At 49.1% G+C, this 17,069-nt stretch carries 16 protein-coding genes; 6 read left to right on the forward strand and 10 right to left on the reverse strand.

The genetic code is table 11. From position 1 onward, the window contains the following. Positions 1 to 72: 72 nt before the first annotated feature. The 8 genes from H6750_08055 to H6750_08090 all read right to left on the reverse strand — a co-directional run bounded on the left by H6750_08055 (position 73) and on the right by H6750_08090 (position 7,298). Positions 73 to 720, reverse strand: a complete 648-nt coding sequence (locus tag H6750_08055) for an HAD-IA family hydrolase (protein MCB9774266.1) — start codon at positions 718 to 720, stop codon at positions 73 to 75. Beyond that, positions 717 to 1,271 carry a hypothetical protein gene (locus H6750_08060; protein ID MCB9774267.1) on the reverse strand — a complete coding sequence of 185 codons (555 nt, stop codon included), beginning with the start codon at positions 1,269 to 1,271 and terminating at the stop codon, positions 717 to 719. Before H6750_08060 ends, H6750_08055 begins: the two co-directional genes overlap by 4 nt. An 83-nt stretch (positions 1,272 to 1,354) precedes the next feature. Continuing rightward, positions 1,355 to 1,831 (reverse strand): response regulator, encoded by a 477-nt coding sequence (locus tag H6750_08065; protein MCB9774268.1) that lies wholly within the window; start codon positions 1,829 to 1,831, stop codon positions 1,355 to 1,357. Between the two features lie 62 nt (positions 1,832 to 1,893). Continuing rightward, on the reverse strand, positions 1,894 to 2,583 hold the full coding sequence (locus H6750_08070; protein MCB9774269.1) for an outer membrane lipoprotein carrier protein LolA: 690 nt from the start codon (positions 2,581 to 2,583) through the stop codon (positions 1,894 to 1,896). Further along, on the reverse strand, positions 2,580 to 4,961 hold the full coding sequence (locus tag H6750_08075) for a DNA translocase FtsK 4TM domain-containing protein (protein MCB9774270.1): 2,382 nt from the start codon (positions 4,959 to 4,961) through the stop codon (positions 2,580 to 2,582). Before H6750_08075 ends, H6750_08070 begins: the two co-directional genes overlap by 4 nt. Before the next feature lie 80 nt (positions 4,962 to 5,041). Continuing rightward, positions 5,042 to 5,857, reverse strand: coding sequence for a ribosomal RNA small subunit methyltransferase A (rsmA, locus tag H6750_08080; GenBank protein MCB9774271.1), 816 nt, complete (start codon positions 5,855 to 5,857; stop codon positions 5,042 to 5,044). A gap of 58 nt (positions 5,858 to 5,915) precedes the next feature. Continuing rightward, the gene (locus tag H6750_08085; protein ID MCB9774272.1) at positions 5,916 to 6,233 is read right to left on the reverse strand and encodes a hypothetical protein; all 318 of its coding nucleotides are present in this window, start codon (positions 6,231 to 6,233) and stop codon (positions 5,916 to 5,918) included. 81 nt (positions 6,234 to 6,314) lie between these two features. Next, positions 6,315 to 7,298 carry a methionyl-tRNA formyltransferase gene (locus tag H6750_08090; GenBank protein ID MCB9774273.1) on the reverse strand — a complete coding sequence of 328 codons (984 nt, stop codon included), beginning with the start codon at positions 7,296 to 7,298 and terminating at the stop codon, positions 6,315 to 6,317. A 222-nt stretch (positions 7,299 to 7,520) separates the two neighbouring features. Here H6750_08090 and H6750_08095 point away from each other — a divergent pair, with 222 nt between their 5' ends. Together H6750_08095 and ruvA are read left to right on the forward strand one after the other, a co-directional pair. Next, a complete protein-coding gene (locus H6750_08095) occupies positions 7,521 to 8,276 on the forward strand; it encodes a YebC/PmpR family DNA-binding transcriptional regulator (GenBank protein ID MCB9774274.1) in 756 nt (251 codons plus the stop codon). A gap of 269 nt (positions 8,277 to 8,545) precedes the next feature. After that, complete coding sequence (ruvA, locus tag H6750_08100; GenBank protein ID MCB9774275.1) at positions 8,546 to 9,157, forward strand: Holliday junction branch migration protein RuvA; 612 nt, start codon at positions 8,546 to 8,548, stop codon at positions 9,155 to 9,157. Between the two features lie 960 nt (positions 9,158 to 10,117). Here the strand turns inward: ruvA and H6750_08105 are convergent. Then, on the reverse strand, positions 10,118 to 11,302 hold the full coding sequence (locus H6750_08105) for a VCBS repeat-containing protein (GenBank protein MCB9774276.1): 1,185 nt from the start codon (positions 11,300 to 11,302) through the stop codon (positions 10,118 to 10,120). A gap of 265 nt (positions 11,303 to 11,567) precedes the next feature. Here H6750_08105 and H6750_08110 point away from each other — a divergent pair, with 265 nt between their 5' ends. Beyond that, positions 11,568 to 11,885, forward strand: coding sequence for a hypothetical protein (locus tag H6750_08110; protein ID MCB9774277.1), 318 nt, complete (start codon positions 11,568 to 11,570; stop codon positions 11,883 to 11,885). Between the two features lie 482 nt (positions 11,886 to 12,367). On the opposite strand, the gene H6750_08115 is transcribed toward H6750_08110, so the two are convergent. Further along, entirely contained in the window at positions 12,368 to 13,894 is a 1,527-nt protein-coding gene (locus H6750_08115) for a fused MFS/spermidine synthase (GenBank protein MCB9774278.1), read from the reverse strand. A gap of 208 nt (positions 13,895 to 14,102) precedes the next feature. Between H6750_08115 and murJ the strand changes: the two genes are divergently transcribed. The 3 genes from murJ (at position 14,103) to H6750_08130 (ending at position 16,911) form a co-directional block, all read left to right on the forward strand. Beyond that, the gene (gene murJ, locus H6750_08120) at positions 14,103 to 15,722 is read left to right on the forward strand and encodes a murein biosynthesis integral membrane protein MurJ (protein ID MCB9774279.1); all 1,620 of its coding nucleotides are present in this window, start codon (positions 14,103 to 14,105) and stop codon (positions 15,720 to 15,722) included. A 72-nt stretch (positions 15,723 to 15,794) separates the two neighbouring features. After that, on the forward strand, positions 15,795 to 16,292 hold the full coding sequence (locus H6750_08125) for a D-tyrosyl-tRNA(Tyr) deacylase (protein MCB9774280.1): 498 nt from the start codon (positions 15,795 to 15,797) through the stop codon (positions 16,290 to 16,292). 55 nt (positions 16,293 to 16,347) lie between these two features. Further along, the gene (locus H6750_08130; protein MCB9774281.1) at positions 16,348 to 16,911 is read left to right on the forward strand and encodes a hypothetical protein; all 564 of its coding nucleotides are present in this window, start codon (positions 16,348 to 16,350) and stop codon (positions 16,909 to 16,911) included. Positions 16,912 to 17,069 lie beyond the last annotated feature (158 nt).

A 17,069-nucleotide genomic window follows, 5' to 3' on the forward strand; every position in this document is an offset into this window, starting at 1 on the left:
AAAATCACGGGGTGCCAAGCTCCTTTTACCGGGTGCCGTCACTCGAAAAAAATTCAATAGAGGGAGGAGGAATTAAAACAGCCCAAGAAGATCTTTCGGATTTTCACAATAAAAGTCAGGCCGTAATGCTGCGACTTTTTCTCGATTCCCATACCCATACCCCACGGCACAAGCTCGAATGCCCGCCGCCTGGGCTGCTCGAACATCATTCGTACTATCCCCAATCATCACCGTCTCAGAGGGATCGACGCCCAATCCCTCAAGTGCCCGCAACAACATCACAGGCTCGGGCTTCAATTCCATCGTATCCCGAGGAGCTTCGACATGATGAAAGAGATCCTGTGCATGTAACCCATCCACAATTGAAAGCGTATACTCTAAGGATTTATTAGTCACAATAGCTTTTCTTCGGTCCTGATAATGATGAAGCACTTCCCAAATCCCGGGATAAAACCGTGTGGTTTCCACGCAATGCTCTAAATAATGTTTTCGAAAAATCTCCAAGGCTTTTTCATATTGATCAAGGTTTTCTTCCCCCACCGATAACCGCAATAGCCGCTTCACTCCATCACCCACAAAGCTAAAGATTTCCTCCCGTGTTCGTAAGGCCAATCCCAAATCCCTCAGCGTCAGGTTTACCGAGGTGGCAATATCTATTTTCGAATCGATCAAAGTTCCGTCAAAATCAAAAAACAGCACTTCCGCACGCCATGTAGTCATTTCTGAGCATCTTTCTCATTTGTAAGCTCTAATTGTAGTTTCAAAGAATTGAGCAGAAATTTTCTTTCCGGCTCAGATTCATTTAACTCCGCCCAACGAACAAAATCGACGAGACGTTGACGGCCCACATGGGGAGGCAATTGAGGTCCAACAATTTGCCACCGGTCCCCAACCGCCTTCAGATGGAAATATTGTATTTCACGGTGTGGACTGGTCACAAACGTTACGCCTTCCCAGTGCATCGTTCCTAACACCTCAAAAATTACGGGAATTCTTGCCTCTAACCCATTAATAACTTCCCATTGCGACACATCATCCACCACCTCATACCGAGAAATCACGACGACATGCCCCCAGACCGGCTCTTCCAGCCAAGCCACAAAGGGCCTCACCACCTGCCAGGAATGCGCCTCCAACCGAACGCCTTTTTTATCGAGGGAAAGATATTTCAGTAAAATTTTGGTGGGATCTTCAGTGATGTGGCCGCCAATGGCCTGAAGAGAGGTTGCACTGAACACCACAATACCCAAAACACACAGTAAAACCCGCATGAACCACGACAACAGGCTCACAATGAATTTGGGATTGGCGATTGAGCCATGACCACACAAAAACCACTGGAAGAAACAGCGACTTATCCTTTAAACAAGATAACCAGAATAATTCCCAATAAAAGCCAAAGAGGTATGGACAACATTAAACCCCAGGCCAAGCCTTGCGCTGTTTTTAAGCGGCCTTTTAAGGTTTGTTTTTCCAACGCTTTCGATATCCGCAACCTGACGTCCTCGAGATGAAAGGGTTTGGTAATATAATCATCGGCCCCACGATTAATAGCCTCCACAGCTGTGCCAATGGAAGGATGTCCAGTGATCATCAGAAAAATCACCTCATCATTTTTGACGTCCCGAATACGCCTCAACAACTCCATCCCATCCATATTGGGCATAATCAAGTCCGCCATTATCACGTCAAAGTCACCCTTCCGATATTGATTCAAGGCCTCTTCTCCATTTTCGGCCATGACGACGGTATAACCCAACGATAGTAAGAACTCTGACAAGGCTTCCCGAACTCCCTTGTCGTCATCCACAACCAAGATGCGTTCAGCCATTTCTTTCCACCTTTTCCTTATCAGAGAACTCCATCTAAAAACGACAGACCTAATTGTTGAAATCAGGGTAATTCGACCACCACCACATCCGGCGGGACATCGAAAGTCAGCTGACTGGACGGAAGGCCCGTATTCGCCTGAATATGGTCAAACATCACGTGGGAGATATTCCCGCTCACCTCAAACAAGGTAATACCCTGAATAAAATACGTATCAGGAAAGAGTTTGAGCACAATCTTCTTGATAGTTGGTGGGGTTTGGTCGACAGGCTTAGGGACCAGGGTGAGACTTGGGAACTTTTCATTATCCTTCGAGCCATCTGCGGATTCCAGAATCGTAAATTGCTGAGAGAGATTTCCTGCCCCCTGAAGAAGAGCTAGGGGCCCCTTGGACGCAGCCATTTGCGTAAGGACCCCTTTGACCACCTGCTGATGCTCAGGGACATACATCATCACCTGATCACCATTCACATAAATCTGCTCTTCCGATGGGTGAAGATAATCCCATCGAAGCAATCCAGGTTTTTTTAAATAGAGCCGCCCTGAAGACGTAAACCCCGTCGTAAACCCCTCAAGAATGGTTTCCTGAACAAAGTCAGCTTGCAAATCTTTGGTCTGAGCATAACGAGCATCGACTTTCTTAACAATTTCCTGCGTAACGGATACCGATGCAGCCGAGGCGTCGAATACAGGCATCATAAAGCAAGCAATGCCTAGAAAGATGGCCCCTCGCAGGAACAGCAGTAACATCATCCTATCTCCGCGATAGCCGTACTTCGAGCGAGGACCTCTCGTCTCCCATCACGCCCTGGAGCGCTCACCAGACCTTCCTCCTCCATTTGCTCAATCATCCGGGCTGCTCGGGGATACCCCACACGCAAGCGACGCTGGATAAACGAGGCCGAGGCTTGCCCTGTGGTCATTACCAATTCTCTTGCTCGCTCATAGGTCTCATCGCGATCCTGCTCATCCACCGAGGGTTCTTGAACGGACTCTAAGGCCATAGGGTCATAGACGGGAGTGGCTTGAGATTTCACCCATTCCACTACCCCCCGCACTTCCTCATCCGAGACATAAGGACCGTGCAGTCGGTTTATTCCACCGGTGCCCGAGGACAAAAACAGCATATCACCTTTTCCCAAAAGACTTTCTGCTCCATTTGCATCTAAAATGGTCCGGGAATCAATTTTGGAAGAAACCTGATAAGCGATACGTGCAGGAAAATTAGCCTTGATCAATCCGGTCACGACGTCAACTGATGGTCTTTGAGTCGCCAAAACAAGATGAATGCCTGATGCACGGGCCATCTGAGCAAGTCGGGCTATGCGATCTTCAATATCCTTAGGAGCCACCATAATTAGATCGGCAAACTCATCAATGACCACAACAATGTAGGGCAACAGAACCCGCTCTTCATGTGAAGACTCCAACAGGGGTGCCCCTTCCTCCACATTCATCGATTGGCCTTTGCTCAGCTTCTTCACAGTCTGAAGTGGAGAACCGGTCTTTTGAGAATCGGTAACCTTTTTATTATAAGCATCAATATTTCGAACCCCCAATTCCGCTAACACCTGGTAACGACGCTCCATTTCTTGTACGACCCACCCAAGCCCACGAGCAGCCTCCTTGGGATTTGTGATGACCGGGCGAATGAGGTGGGGAATCCCATCGTACACCTGCAATTCCAACACTTTGGGATCAATTAACAGGAGTTTTACTTCATCGGGATGGGCGGTAAAAAGGATATTCAATAACAAGCAATTCAACCCCACACTCTTCCCGGACCCCGTAGCGCCCGCTACCAACAAATGGGGCATGGTACGGAGATCCGTCACAACCGGTCGCCCAAAGATATCTTTCCCTAAGGCCAATGCCAGCTTTGAGCGGGCCCGCGTGAAGGTTTCTGATGTCAACATCTCTTTCAATCCAACCGTTTCCCGCTGAGGATTGGGCACTTCAATACCTACGGTGGATTTCCCTGGGAGAGGAGCCACTACTCGAACTTTTAATGCTTTTAGGGCCATGGCCAGGTCATCAGCCAAATTCACAATACGGGCGACCTTAATGCCGGGACCGGGAGCAAACTCATACATGGTAATCACCGGTCCGGGATGCACATCCGTGACGCCCCCCTCAATCCCAAAACTTGCCAAGGTGTTCACAAGAACTTCGGACTGAGATTTCAACACCGCATCAGTCTGATGAGCCGCCCGCGCAGCATGGGTATCCAGCAGGTCGGTGGGGGAAGGCATTTGATAGGACTTGGAAATTTTCGTGCGAGAGATAAAGCTGTCGTCGACTTCCTCAATAAATGGAAGAGTAGAGGCTATCTCAATTGTGGCTGGCAAATCATCTCTTTTCATCTTGGATGATTTAGACTTGGGCTCCAAAGTTTCCAATACCAGCGCACCAATACCACCACGTGCAGCCAATTGACGATTAATTCGAATTGATTTATTCATTTTTGGTTGGGAGTCCGAGACCCACCAGTCTCGTTCTCTCACCGATTCCACCACGGTATTTTTGAGGCGCCCCATAAAATTCAAGAGAGTTCGGACAATTTGCCCAATCGATACCGGCACAAGCAAAAGAAAGGCAATCAGTAACAGGGCCGCCAATATGATCGTGGCACCGGTGACCGCCAGATAGGACCCGAGTCCGGCCGCTACCCACTGCCCCATGACTCCACCCTGGCTTACCCCTAAGACATCCATCTCAGATACTTGAGGCCCGGCTGAAAACCGAAGATGTAGCAGTGCGCTGAAAGATAGAACACCAAGCAGCGATCCCAGAAGACTGCCTGACGTTATACGAAGTTTTTCGCCCCATAGGACGCTTAAACCCAACACGATGAGCAAGCAGGGCACCACATAAGCCCCCCCTCCCGCCATAGTAAGGAGGGAAAACGCGAGAGTAGCCCCAATCAGACCTACAGCATTTTCGGGAATTGAATTTGAGGAAGGTTGCTCGGCAAAAAGGATCGGGTCGGAAGGAGAAAATGTGGCTAGGCTGAGCAGCCCCAGAATGCCCAAAGTCGCGACTAAAATTCCTACAACTTGTGTGGTTAAGACAGAAAATCCCTTAGGTTGGTCTTTAGTTGGCTTGCTCTTTGAACTAGGGAAGACACTCATCAAAAAATCCTACCATAAGTGTTTCTATCGAGCAAACAACCCTTACGCATATGACTAGATTATACAAAGTCCTGTAGATGTTACGAAGCGGAGGGCAGCATTGGGTCATTGAGAGCTTCACTTAATTGCTGAAACTCCCCCACTGAAAGCGTTTCTGCTCGCCTAGTTAATGGGATGCCTGTGCGCTCTTGAGCACTTTCTAGGCAGGTCAAAGAAAAACCTGCTCCTCGTAGTGCGTTGAGAAGAGTTTTTCGGCGTTGCGCAAATGCTGCCCGCACCACTAAAGCAAATGCCTCTGCTTCTTGAGTAGAATAAGTCTGATGAACAGAAATATCCAATCGTACCACTCCCGAATCGACATCAGGAACGGGGCGAAAGCATTTCCGAGACACCGGGAAACCGAAACGGACATCAGCCAGGCGTTGCGCCATGACGGATAGCACTCCATAATCTTTAGTATTGGGCCGGGCGGTTAACCGCTTGGCAACTTCCAGTTGTACGGTTAAGACCATTCGACGGATCCTGGGCCGGGCTTCTAACAACCGAAACATGATGGGGGTTGAAATGTTATAGGGCAGATTAGCTACCACCACGGCAGGTTCTGGGAGTTGATCAAAGGAAAAGCGAAGCGCATCATGCTCCTGAATATCAAGGTTCGAATACTCAGCAAATTCTTCCTTCAAAAAAACTACCATCCGAGGATCGACTTCCAAGGCTAACACCTGCTTCGCCGATTGGCACAACAATCTGGTCAACGCCCCGCCACCCGGTCCAATTTCACAGACATAATCATCAGGCTGGAGGTCCGCCAGATGAATAATTTTTCGGAGCAAATTTTGGTCAATAAGGAAATGCTGACCGAGCCGTTTGCGCGGATAAGGAGGGAGGGGTGCCATTATAGGCAGGGAAGAAAATGAAAAGGGTCAAACCGGCGCTTCATATAGGAAGGAGGCATCAGGGTATACCGGTAGTCTGAATATCCTTAACTAACTTCTTAAGATGCCGACGGCACATGTCCACTTCATCGGCTAATTCATCAAACACATCGCCCACAAAATAGGTGGTCTCCAACCATTCCTTGGTAATGTGCTGAAGATATGCCTCGCTCACGTAGGGCTCTAGACCATTAATCACTTTTCTCTTCCATTTGGTGACGTGGTCTTTCCCCTGCACCGCATTGAGGGCCTTCTCCGCCTGTGCGTGAATAGTCGTGATTTCCTCTATTTGGCTCTGTATATAGGCCAATAGTTCTGATGTCTGATCAGTCATCATAGTATCCTTTTCCATCAAAACAGGTCATACGAAAACGCCTGATACCAGAACCTTCCGGTCCCACACATTTTTACCACGCAATTACACCGCACAATCGTCCTGCTTCCCCATTGAAAAGGTCATGCCGATGGTAACTCGATGCCCGGCTACATAGTCGGAAACCTGCATGCGTTTTTTATTTTCAGGTTGAATCTCCAAAAGATTCAAACTTCCCTGACCAGTTTGAACACGGATGGCCTGTTTCGTGACGGCAGTAATAGTGCCTGGGGCCTGAGAAATGTCAGGGGCAGGATGCCGGATACCTGGCTCCTGATCTTCAATCTGAACTTTCCAAATCCCCCATCGTTCGCCCTCCAGGAAAGTATACACACCTGGCCAGGGCGACAGCCCGCGAATGCGATTGGCAAGGGTTCGCGCCGGCCGATCCCAATACATCAACCCATCTTCTTTGGTTAAGAGGGGCGCCATAGTGGCCGCTGAATCATTTTGGGGAATAGGCGGTATTGTGCCCGCAACCCATCCACGCAGAGTCCTGACCAGTAGGGCTCCGCCAACCTGAGCCATTCGTGGAACTAACTCTCCTGAGGTTTCGTCCGGACCAATAGAAATTTCTTCCTGTTGAAGAATGGCCCCCGTATCCATTCCTTGGTCCATAAGCATAATGGTAACCCCGGTCTTCTCCTCTCCCTGGATTACAGCCCATTGAATGGGAGCAGCCCCCCGATATTTCGGGAGAAGGGAACCATGAACATTCAGGCATCCTTTCGGGGGAAGATCAAGAATGGGTTTTGGCAAAATCCGGCCAAACGCAGCAACCACCACCACTTCAGGCTCCCATGCTCGAAGAGTTTCAAGCAATTTGGGATCCTTCATTTTTTCAGGCTGCACCACCGGGATATTTTGTGACAATGCCAGTGCCTTTACCGGCCCCACTTGAACTTTCTTCCCACGCCCACTCGGTCGGTCAGGCTGGCACACGACACCGACGACGGAAAATTCTGTCTGCAATAACTGCTGAAGCGTTGGAACCGCAAAGGCCGGGGTGCCCATAAACACAATGCGCATGACCAGTTTCCTTAACACCGGATAAAGAAGAAAATCAATTGCTCAGAATATAGCTTGCTGACTCTTCAGGACAACAACTATCCACCTTGCGCGCCATTCCAAACCACTCAAACGGCCATAGCCACATGCATTGACTCCCTTTCAATTACTGTGATAGAAGCCCACGCGGGGGCGCATTTCGATATTTTCGCTGACTTAAACTGTAGGAAATGGATCGCGAGCATGGGTGGACATAGTCATTGGTCAACAATTAAGCGCCACAAAGGTGCACAAGACGCCAAGCGGGGGAAAATTTTCACGCGCGTGATCCGTGAAATTTCCATTGCCGCTCGTAGCGGGGGCGATCCCGACGGCAATCCGGCCTTACGCCAAGCTATTGCGAAATCCAAAGAAGTGAATATGCCTGCCGATACGGTCAAACGGGCTATTCAGCGAGGTACCGGAGAACTTCCGGGAATGCAATTCGAAGAGTTTATGTTGGAGGGCTATGGACCAGGAGGCACGGCACTCCTTCTCGAAATCTCGACCGACAAACGTAATCGAACGGTAGCCGAAGTTCGAAATATTCTCACCAAAAATAATGGGACGATGGCCGAAGCCGGCGCCGTCGCCTGGCAATTTCAAAAAAAGGGGTTACTGGTCATCGAGAACCAGGGGGTGACTGAAGACCAACTTTTCGAGCTGGCACTGGAAGCCGGAGCTGAAGACGTAAAACAAACTCCCACAGGATTTGAGGTCATTTCGGAACCGGCAAATTTCGAAGCCGTCAAGGAAGCCATACAGAAGGCTCAGATTGAAACCAGTCTGTCCGAGCTGACCTTTATTGCACAAAACCATATTCAACTTGAAGGCAGAGATGCAGAGCAAGCCTTAAAACTCATGGATCTCCTAGAGGAGAACGAAGACGTGTCCAAGGTCCATGCCAACTTTGAGATATCTGACGAATTGATGGAGAAAATGGCTGCCGAAAGTGCCTAGGAGGCCGTCCACCGCTCGACTGACCTATTGGGGAAACGCTGGGTTTATCCAGCCTTTCAGATCCGTCTCGACCAATTCGGCTCAAAAGTTCACAACCCCTGACTCAAACAAACAGAGCGTCGTTATGAGCGCCAATCTCGGGCAGGCTCTCTGCCTTCCGGGTTCCACTCTGCTCTTCCTTGGCATTCTCCTTAATAATTTCTACTCTGCCCCTTCACAGTCTTTGAAATCCCTTCACGATTTGCAGAAAGTTTGAGTTTCGCACAATCATGATCGCCTCCCTGTCAGGAACCCTTTTCTCAAAAACCCCGCAGGAGGCTGTAATTTCTGTACAGGGCGTGGGCTATCATGTGTTTATTGCCCTTTCCACGTATTTCAGCCTTCCTGAAATCAATTCCACAGTGCAGGTTTTTGTCTCCACCCACCTGCGGAATGACACCATTCAGCTTTTTGGATTTTCCACCATGGAAGAGAAACAAGCTTTTTCACTGCTTACCACCATCAGCGGCATCGGACCGAAACTCGCCTTGAGTGCGTTATCGACCCTTTCCATCCCTGATTTGTGTACAGCTATTGAAACCGGTGACCTTGAAACCCTAGGCTCCATTCCCGGAGTCGGGAAAAAATCGGCAAGTCGAATCATTCTGGAGTTAAAAGACAAAACCCAACGGATCATGCTTCCGGGTTCCCACAAACCCTCACCAGCCCCGACCCAATCCACCAACTTTCTCCGGGAAGAAGCCGCCTCCGCCCTCATCAATTTGGGATATCGCGCCCCAGAGGTCAAAAATGCCATGAATCTCGCAACGGCCAAATTGGACGAAGCTTACGAACTCGAAGACCTCATCCGCACCACTCTTAAGGAGTTAGCTAAAGGTTAATTAAAAAAGTTCCTTTTTTAAGGAACCACACGTTTTGGCCTCACAGGAATATTGGGGTATTGGCCAAGGGCAAAGGCCATGAAATTCTTGATCAAAAATTGTGATCATAATGTTGAATCAGATATTGGGAGAGCAAAGGAGTGTTATTCCTGAAACCAAGACAATTAAGTGATGCCCTCAGAAATACAAATCCAATACCCCCACGGCAATCCTCAGAATTCACTCAGATGTTTACCATCCCATAGGAAACCGACAGGTACCCAATCGTGTCTATTTTTTTTGAGTTACAGAGTTGAAAGGACGGTGGGAGGCCTTAGACAGGCTAGAGGGTTTCGCGGATTTTTTGACCGTTGTAGCCGCTTTCAAGAACCCGCTTAAAAAAGCGCAACACATCTGCTAAATCAAACCAAAATCCGCAATTGATACATTTTGCATTGAACCGGCGTGACACTAGGGTGTACTGACGTTCAACCAGCATGGTTCCTTGGCATCTGAGACACGTCATATCAATACAGACCTACTTTCGGATAAGAGACTCACGATGGGCGGATAGGACCATCTCACCACTTTTCCCTCGTCAACCCCGAAGCCCAAAAAGACTACAGCCCCTTTCAACCTTTTTTTTGAAGCTTTCGAGTTATCTAGCGAAGTCGATTTAGAATCACCGCCACACAACCCGCAAGAACTCCACCTCCCAAAACCGTCAGTCCCATGGAAAGTATCCCTTCCCATGTCCCAGAATATGATGAACCATAAATCAGATCTCTCATGCCTCCCTGAACAAGCAAGACAGCTAAGGTCAAGAGAGACCCCATTCCAAACCACCAGCCAAAAGTTCGCACATTCTCCTCACAAGGCTGAATCACGCTTTGGACTGGCGTTACGCCTCTTTCTGAAAGGCAAAGTAACTGTAAACATTGCAGAAATCGGGTGTCAAGAAAATCATATTTGAAGAAGTGTTCAAGATGGAGTGGCCGGAGATTGGCCTTTCCGGATATTTAACCCATGATGTAAAAAAATAGAGACATTACTTGAAGCATTATTCACGACCGCCAATCCCGGTTCTTCCCCTCGACCGGTTGCAATCGATAGGGTGGTTAATGCAAAGGGGGCATGCGGAGTGGGATAATCTCTTGGAGGATAATGAAAGGTCCCATCGCCCTTTCCAAATAACAACGAAATACTTCCGGATTGAATATTGGCTACAGCCACATCCGGCACTTTGTCGCCGTCAAAATCCTGCGCCACTCCAAAATTTGGACCGGCATCACCCCCCGATTCCCTTCCCTCTTGAAAAGTCCCATCCCCATTTCCTAAAAACACGGTAATCGTGTTCATTTCACCGTTAATCACAAGAAGATCTATGGCTCGATCAGTGTTGAAATCTCCAAAGGAGACCCCCAATGGCCGTTTGCCAGTTCGATAGTCAGTTGGAGCCTGGAAAGTGCCATCCCCCAAACCCAGCCAGATCGACACCGCATGACTCATCGGCCCTCCATTGGTCACGGCCAAATCCAAATGTTTATCCCCATTCAAATCCTCGGTGGCCACAGAAGTAGGCGTATCTCCATATTCATATAACGGTCCCAACCGAAATTTTCCGTTCCCCATACCCAACAGGATTTGGATTTTGTCGTTGCGAAGGGCCACTGCTAAATCAGGAAGAAAATCTTCATTAAAATCTCCTGTGGCGATACTCACTGGCGTACGGTGAACCAGGTATTGGGCTCCACGCAAAAAAGTACCGTCGCCTTGTCCCAAAAACACCAGAGCATGATTATCCCCGGAGCACGCCACAACGAAATCCGGAACGTGGTCAAGATTAAAATCATCCACAGCTACATTCCTGGGCTCCTGACAGGCAGAAATCGTTTTTTGGTCCTGAAAACTCCCGTCCCCCTTTCCTAGAAGCAGTGACAGGGAATTTCCCTGAATATTGCTAGTGATCAAATCCGTAAATCCATCGCCGTTAAAATCACTGGCATGGATTGAGGTAGGGTTTTTACCGACCGGAATGTCCAAATAATGATAAATCAGATCAGGAGGATGGTACTCCTCACGCGTAGGACAACCGAACAGAGACAGCAGGCCCAAAATGCCCAGAGGAATAACAAGCCGAGCCCACAAAGTTTGACTGGAATACAATTCTTCTTGCCTTTCTCCAGTTTATGTGGGTTGAGAGGGTGCAAATATAGACGCAGGATAAACCATGCTCAGCGCCTCGAGTATACGGATTTTCCCAAATGATGTAAAACCGGCTAGGAGTAAGAGAAAATCCTTTCCTCTAACAAGCTAAAAAAATTTTGCCGGAGACAATTTTGAAAAGGGAGGCCATAGCCCACTGGATGACACGACTCTCATTATGTTATAGAGACCCCTTGTCTTTTTGTCTGTCTGTAAGGAGGAAATCATGGCCGAAGAAAAGCAGAAAATTGATCTAAGCATGTACGGGGTAGCCGAAATCATAAAATGGTGCATTACCCGCAACAACGGACGTATCCCAGGAACTGATACCGCAGCCTTCAAAGCACTACAGGCTGCACTAGCGGAGAAGCCGGCCACAGGAGACTATTTTACGCTGGATAAATTTTGGAAAACACGAAAAGTCTTCGAATTTACCAAAGATGAGGTAGCCGTGGTTGATCGATGTCTTTATGATCTCCCGAATTTTGACGGCGCTCAGTTACCACAAATCCGTTACAAGTTTTGGCCAGCGGCTGTCTGTTAAAACTAGGATTATATCTAGGATCTAGGCCCCATACCTCTTGAACAAATTGTCATCTCCTTCGATTGCCTGTCTCCACGACAATCCTTGTCTTCAGGATCAGAATGGGAGCAACAGCCCTTCCAGACGGCTAGGATCAAGCTATGGGTGGATGGCTCAAACCAGCAATTCTGGTATTCACCTAATGTTGGAGATACAGACACCTGGCGCACGGGGGGAGTGAAAACCGCCTAAGCCAAAATAACTTTTTGCGATCAAAAAGGCCAAAGCAGCCCACCCCAGATGCCACATGAGTGGATCCCTTCTTTTGTTAGGGTGGCCTCTTTCCGTTTTTAACAATACCCGGATAATTCCCACCGTAACAACCAGGAACTGGTCACCTTTCTCGTGAAACTCTCCTCACCATGCGGAGAGGTATCTTATTATTGTGGTTTTCTTTTCATGAATGAAGGAAGGGCCCTGCTAACCCGAAGCGACAGTGATACTTACCCTTCCCCTTGAAGTAAATCTAGCGGGGAGAAATCATCGGTCAGAATCTGGCCAGGAGCGAGGAGGACCGGCTCCTGTGACATGAAAAATGCCAACCCCTCGGGTGGAAATCGATCACGGTTCATCTGACGAACCAGAAGATCCAAAAAGCTCGAATCACGCATAACGGAGACAGGTTTTCCACCAAAAAAAATCAGGTTCACAGATCCTTTTTTTGTACCTAACCATTCAGGGCCCGCGACACCGTAGGACACCACATCAGGAAATGCCAGGCGCATCGTGGTCAACACCGCTTGCGCACGGCGAACATTAGCGGGCGAATCGGAAGACGCCAGATTAACGGCAACCGCGCCTTCAGGGTGCACATGTTTCCGCAATTCCTCAAAGAATTCCTGAGTCGTCACATGGAACGGAATGAGATGCCTGGCAAATACATCGACCCACACCACATCATACTGGAAGGGATTGTTTCGTAAAAACGTGCGGGCGTCTTCCACATACACATGATGGTTGGGCGGTGCCGAATAACCAAAATACCGTTCAGCGGCCCGGACAACAGAAGGGTCCATTTCAACCACATCTAATTCCAAATCGGGCCAGTTCTTCCCCAGCCACTTTGCCAATGATCCTCCTCCATGGCCTAAAATCAATCCTCGCTTAGGATTCTCGACAATTGGCAACACACCCATCATGACCTGGCTATAGGGCAAGGCAAGAGATTCCGGCGTCGCTTTCCACATCACCGCGTGGAAGGTATTGTCCAAAATGAGATAGCGGAATAAATCATTTTCACTCACTCTAACCTGTTGGTACGGGCTATCCTCCTGATAAATGGCCGGTGGCAAAATGCTGACCGGATGAAACCCCATCCAAGTCATTCCGGCTACTCCCGCAAGAAGCAGGGCCTGGAGACTCGGCTGGAGTATTCCAACTCTGAATGTCCACCATAGACCAAGACATACCTGGACTACGCCAAGGATAGCGACCAATGCAGCACTACCCAGCCAGGTTAAAAGATAAAAGGACGTCCCCCAGGTTCCGATGAGGCTTCCGATGGTTGAAACTGCAATCATGCCACCGGTATGACGTCCGAGATGCCCCATATCGCCGATAGCCAAACGCAAAAGGGCCGGGAGAACCCCGCTCAATCCAAATGCCGGAACCGCCAACAGCACACTGGCTGCAAAACATGGCCCCCAGCGAGGATCCTGAATCCATTGGGCCACTCCAAAAACGACGGGCTGCCCTACCCATGCCAATAACAAGGTCCAAGTGCCGGACAGCAACAACAGCCCAGCCAAAACCCGCTGCGGAGCATAACGATCAGCCAGCCAGCCTCCAGCGGCATATCCACTGCTCATGGCAGCAAGTACAACCCCGATCAACGCGCCCCAGACAAACAGCGAACTGCCAAAAACCGGCGCGAGAAGTCGACTTCCTAAAATTTCCAGCGCCATTACTACCGCACCCGTCGAAAACGCTGTCGCAAAGCACCACCATCGTGGCAGACTGGATTGAGTCAACGAAGATCTTGTCATAAGATGGAGAATTGAATGGACAAAAGGGAATTGATGCTAAAGCATGATTTAAAGGGTGTCAATTCAGAAACAAACGAAAAAACCCGTATCCAGGCTCTCCGTGCAGACCCGTGCCCTTTTATAACACTAGAGCAAGACAATCGCCCTCTGACAGATGAAATAACTCACCCCTTCCGGTAACATTTCGATTCGGATGTCTCAATCAGCTCCACCTCCACCAGCGCCGTCATCTCCTCAAGGAGAGGCACATCGTATTAGCCGTGCGGCCGGGCTGATCGGCGGAGCCACTTTCTGCAGTCGGATTCTCGGATTTATTCGAGATGTCACTCTCGCCAATTTGTTTGGCGCCAACGCTTCAGCAGACGCCTTTTACATCGCCTATCGAATTCCTAATCTGTTGCGAGAACTTTTTGCGGAAGGGTCCATGTCTTCCGCCTTTATTCCGGTCTTCACCGAATATCATTCGACCCGCTCCAAGCAGGAAACCTGGGAATTAGCCAGCGCAGCATTCACCACGCTCCTGACTCTCGTGACCGCTGTCACCTTAATGGGCATCGTTGCCGCTCCGAGTCTCGTCTGGCTTCTTGCCCCAGGCCTCCGTGGACAAGCAAATCAACTCGCCACGACCACCCTCCTCACGCAGATCATGTTCCCCTACTTACTCTTCGTGAGCCTGGCGGCCCTGGCCATGGGCATACTCAATTCTCTCCATTCGTTTGCCGTTCCCGCCCTGGCTCCTGTCTTTTTCAATCTGTGCGTCATTTTCTTTGCAGTGGCCATTTCGCCCTTTTTTGATCAGGCGATTCTCGCTGTGGCCATTGGCATTGTGGTGGGAGGACTCGCTCAATTCCTCATGCAATTACCCAGTTTACACAAGCACGGCTTCCCATTGTCCTGGAATTTTCATCCGCGCCATCCCGGAGTGAAACGAATGGGCTTTCTGCTCATTCCTTCCTTATTAGGGTTAGCTGTGACACAAATCAATCTCACCATCAGCACAATTTTAGCTTCGTATTTTCAAGGGGGCCCCACGTATCTGTTTTATGGAATGCGCCTCATTCAATTCCCATTAGGGATATTTGGTGTGGCAATGGCTACAGCCATTTTGCCAACCTTATCCGCCCAGGCAGCCCGTGGAGCCATTCATGAATTACGGGAGACGGTAAATTTCGGGTTACGCATGGTGCTATTTATCATCCTTCCAGCAATGGTTGGGCTGATCCTATTACGCATACCGATTATTCACGTGTTTTTTGAGCATGGCGCCTTTTCGGCCATGGACACGATTGGAACCGCTTCGGCCCTTCTCGGATTCTCAATCGGATTGTGGGCGTTTGCCAGTTATCGAATTTTGGCAACCGCGTTTTATTCCCTTCAAGATACGAAGACACCCGCCATCGTGGCTGTAGTTTCGGTTGGCCTCAACATCGGGCTGTCATTATGGCTTATGCAATGGCTTCAATACACCGGATTAGCCCTGGCGGCCGCATGTGCCGCAATGGGAAATACCCTGATCTTACTGACCATTTTAGGAAACCGGCTTCAAGGGTTACTGTGGAAGACACTCGCCATATCCCTGGTCCGCACAGGAATAGCTCTTCTCCCTCTCATCGCCGTTTCTCTCTGGATTGCCGGATTCCCGCTATGGCAGACAACAGGAGGGACGCCTGAAAAAGTTGCCTGGTTGACTCTGGCACTTGTTGCAAGCACGATTGGATATTTTTCCGTTCACCATGTATTCAAGTCAGAGGAGCTCATGCACCTGACGCTCATGTTGCGGCGAAAGATGCGCAAACCAACTTCTACAATCTAAGCATAGGGACTGACAGGCCTCCCTTCAGCATGCCCGGCTGTCCTTAAGTTAAGCGGTATCAGAAAAGGGCTCATGATTGCCGTTATTCAACGCGTCAGACAGGCTTCAGTCACGGTGGAAAACCAAGTCATCGCCCGCATTAACCGGGGACTTGTCATTCTGTTAGGTGTGGCCCAAGGCGATACCGAACAAGACGTGTCCTTCATGGCCCAGAAAATTCCTCGCCTACGAATTTTTCCGGACCCGCAAGGGAAAATGACTGATGCCCTTCAAGACATCAATGGCGAACTCCTCCTAGTCTCCCAATTTACCTTACTGGCTAATACCGAAAAAGGACGACGCCCAAGCTTTGAATCGGCAGCGTCTCCTGAAGAAGCACGCATGCGATATCATGAATTATTGGAACAATTCCAAGCCCTCAATCTGTCTGTACAAGCAGGAATGTTTGGTAAGACAATGGTCGTGTCATTGGACAATGACGGTCCAATGACCCTCATCCTGGACAGCAGGGCAGACAAAGGAGTAAATAAGGTTAAGAACCTCTTACATCAGGCCGATAGACATACATAGAAACCGACACACCCAGAAGAAGGGTCATTCGGTGGAAAGAGAGGGAAGGGCATTGATGACACAAATCCCTGAACAACATCCTCTAAGGCAGTTATTTGGCCGGTTGACAGAACGAAACTTTTCCGAAGCGTTGGGATGGCCGGATTTTCAAGTGACGGAATATGTTTCAAACCTGCTTCTCGAATTTATCCATATCGATCAACTCTCCCGCATCAAGGACCATGAGGGAGAACCCGTCGAAACAGTGGTGGAACTCCTATATGCAGCCGAATCCCATAACCTACAGTCTTCCGCTGAAAAGGAGCGTGATATTCATCGTCATATTGGAGACCTGACTTTGTTCCTCGCCGGACTCTTCCCCGAATATTGCAAGCGGATAAAATGCTCCGGACTTATTCACCATAAAGACTTTTTGGTGGATTACGTCAAAGCCGGCAAACGCTCCTACAGTATTGTCGCTGCCCATCAGGATCCTGAGGGCAAAAACCCACCCGCACTCTTTCAAACGCTTTCAACCAATTTTGAACTCTGTGTCGCGGGCCTTGGTTTTGTCCGATTAGACCTGGATCGTTTTCAGGATCCTAGCCTGAAACAGGCGAAAAGCCACCTTTTTCACTAGGCGCTAGCCTTTACGGCTGTTTTCTAAGCTCGTTCCGCAATATGGGGACCCACCAGCCCTTTTCGCAGTCTCGCTGAATGTTGCGGGATGGCACGTCTCATCTTCCAGAGAATTTGCAAACCCGACAAAAACAGCCTAATCAAAATCAATGTGACAGA

Source organism: Nitrospiraceae bacterium (genome assembly GCA_020632595.1).
Lineage (GTDB): Bacteria > Nitrospirota > Nitrospiria > Nitrospirales > UBA8639 > Nitrospira_E.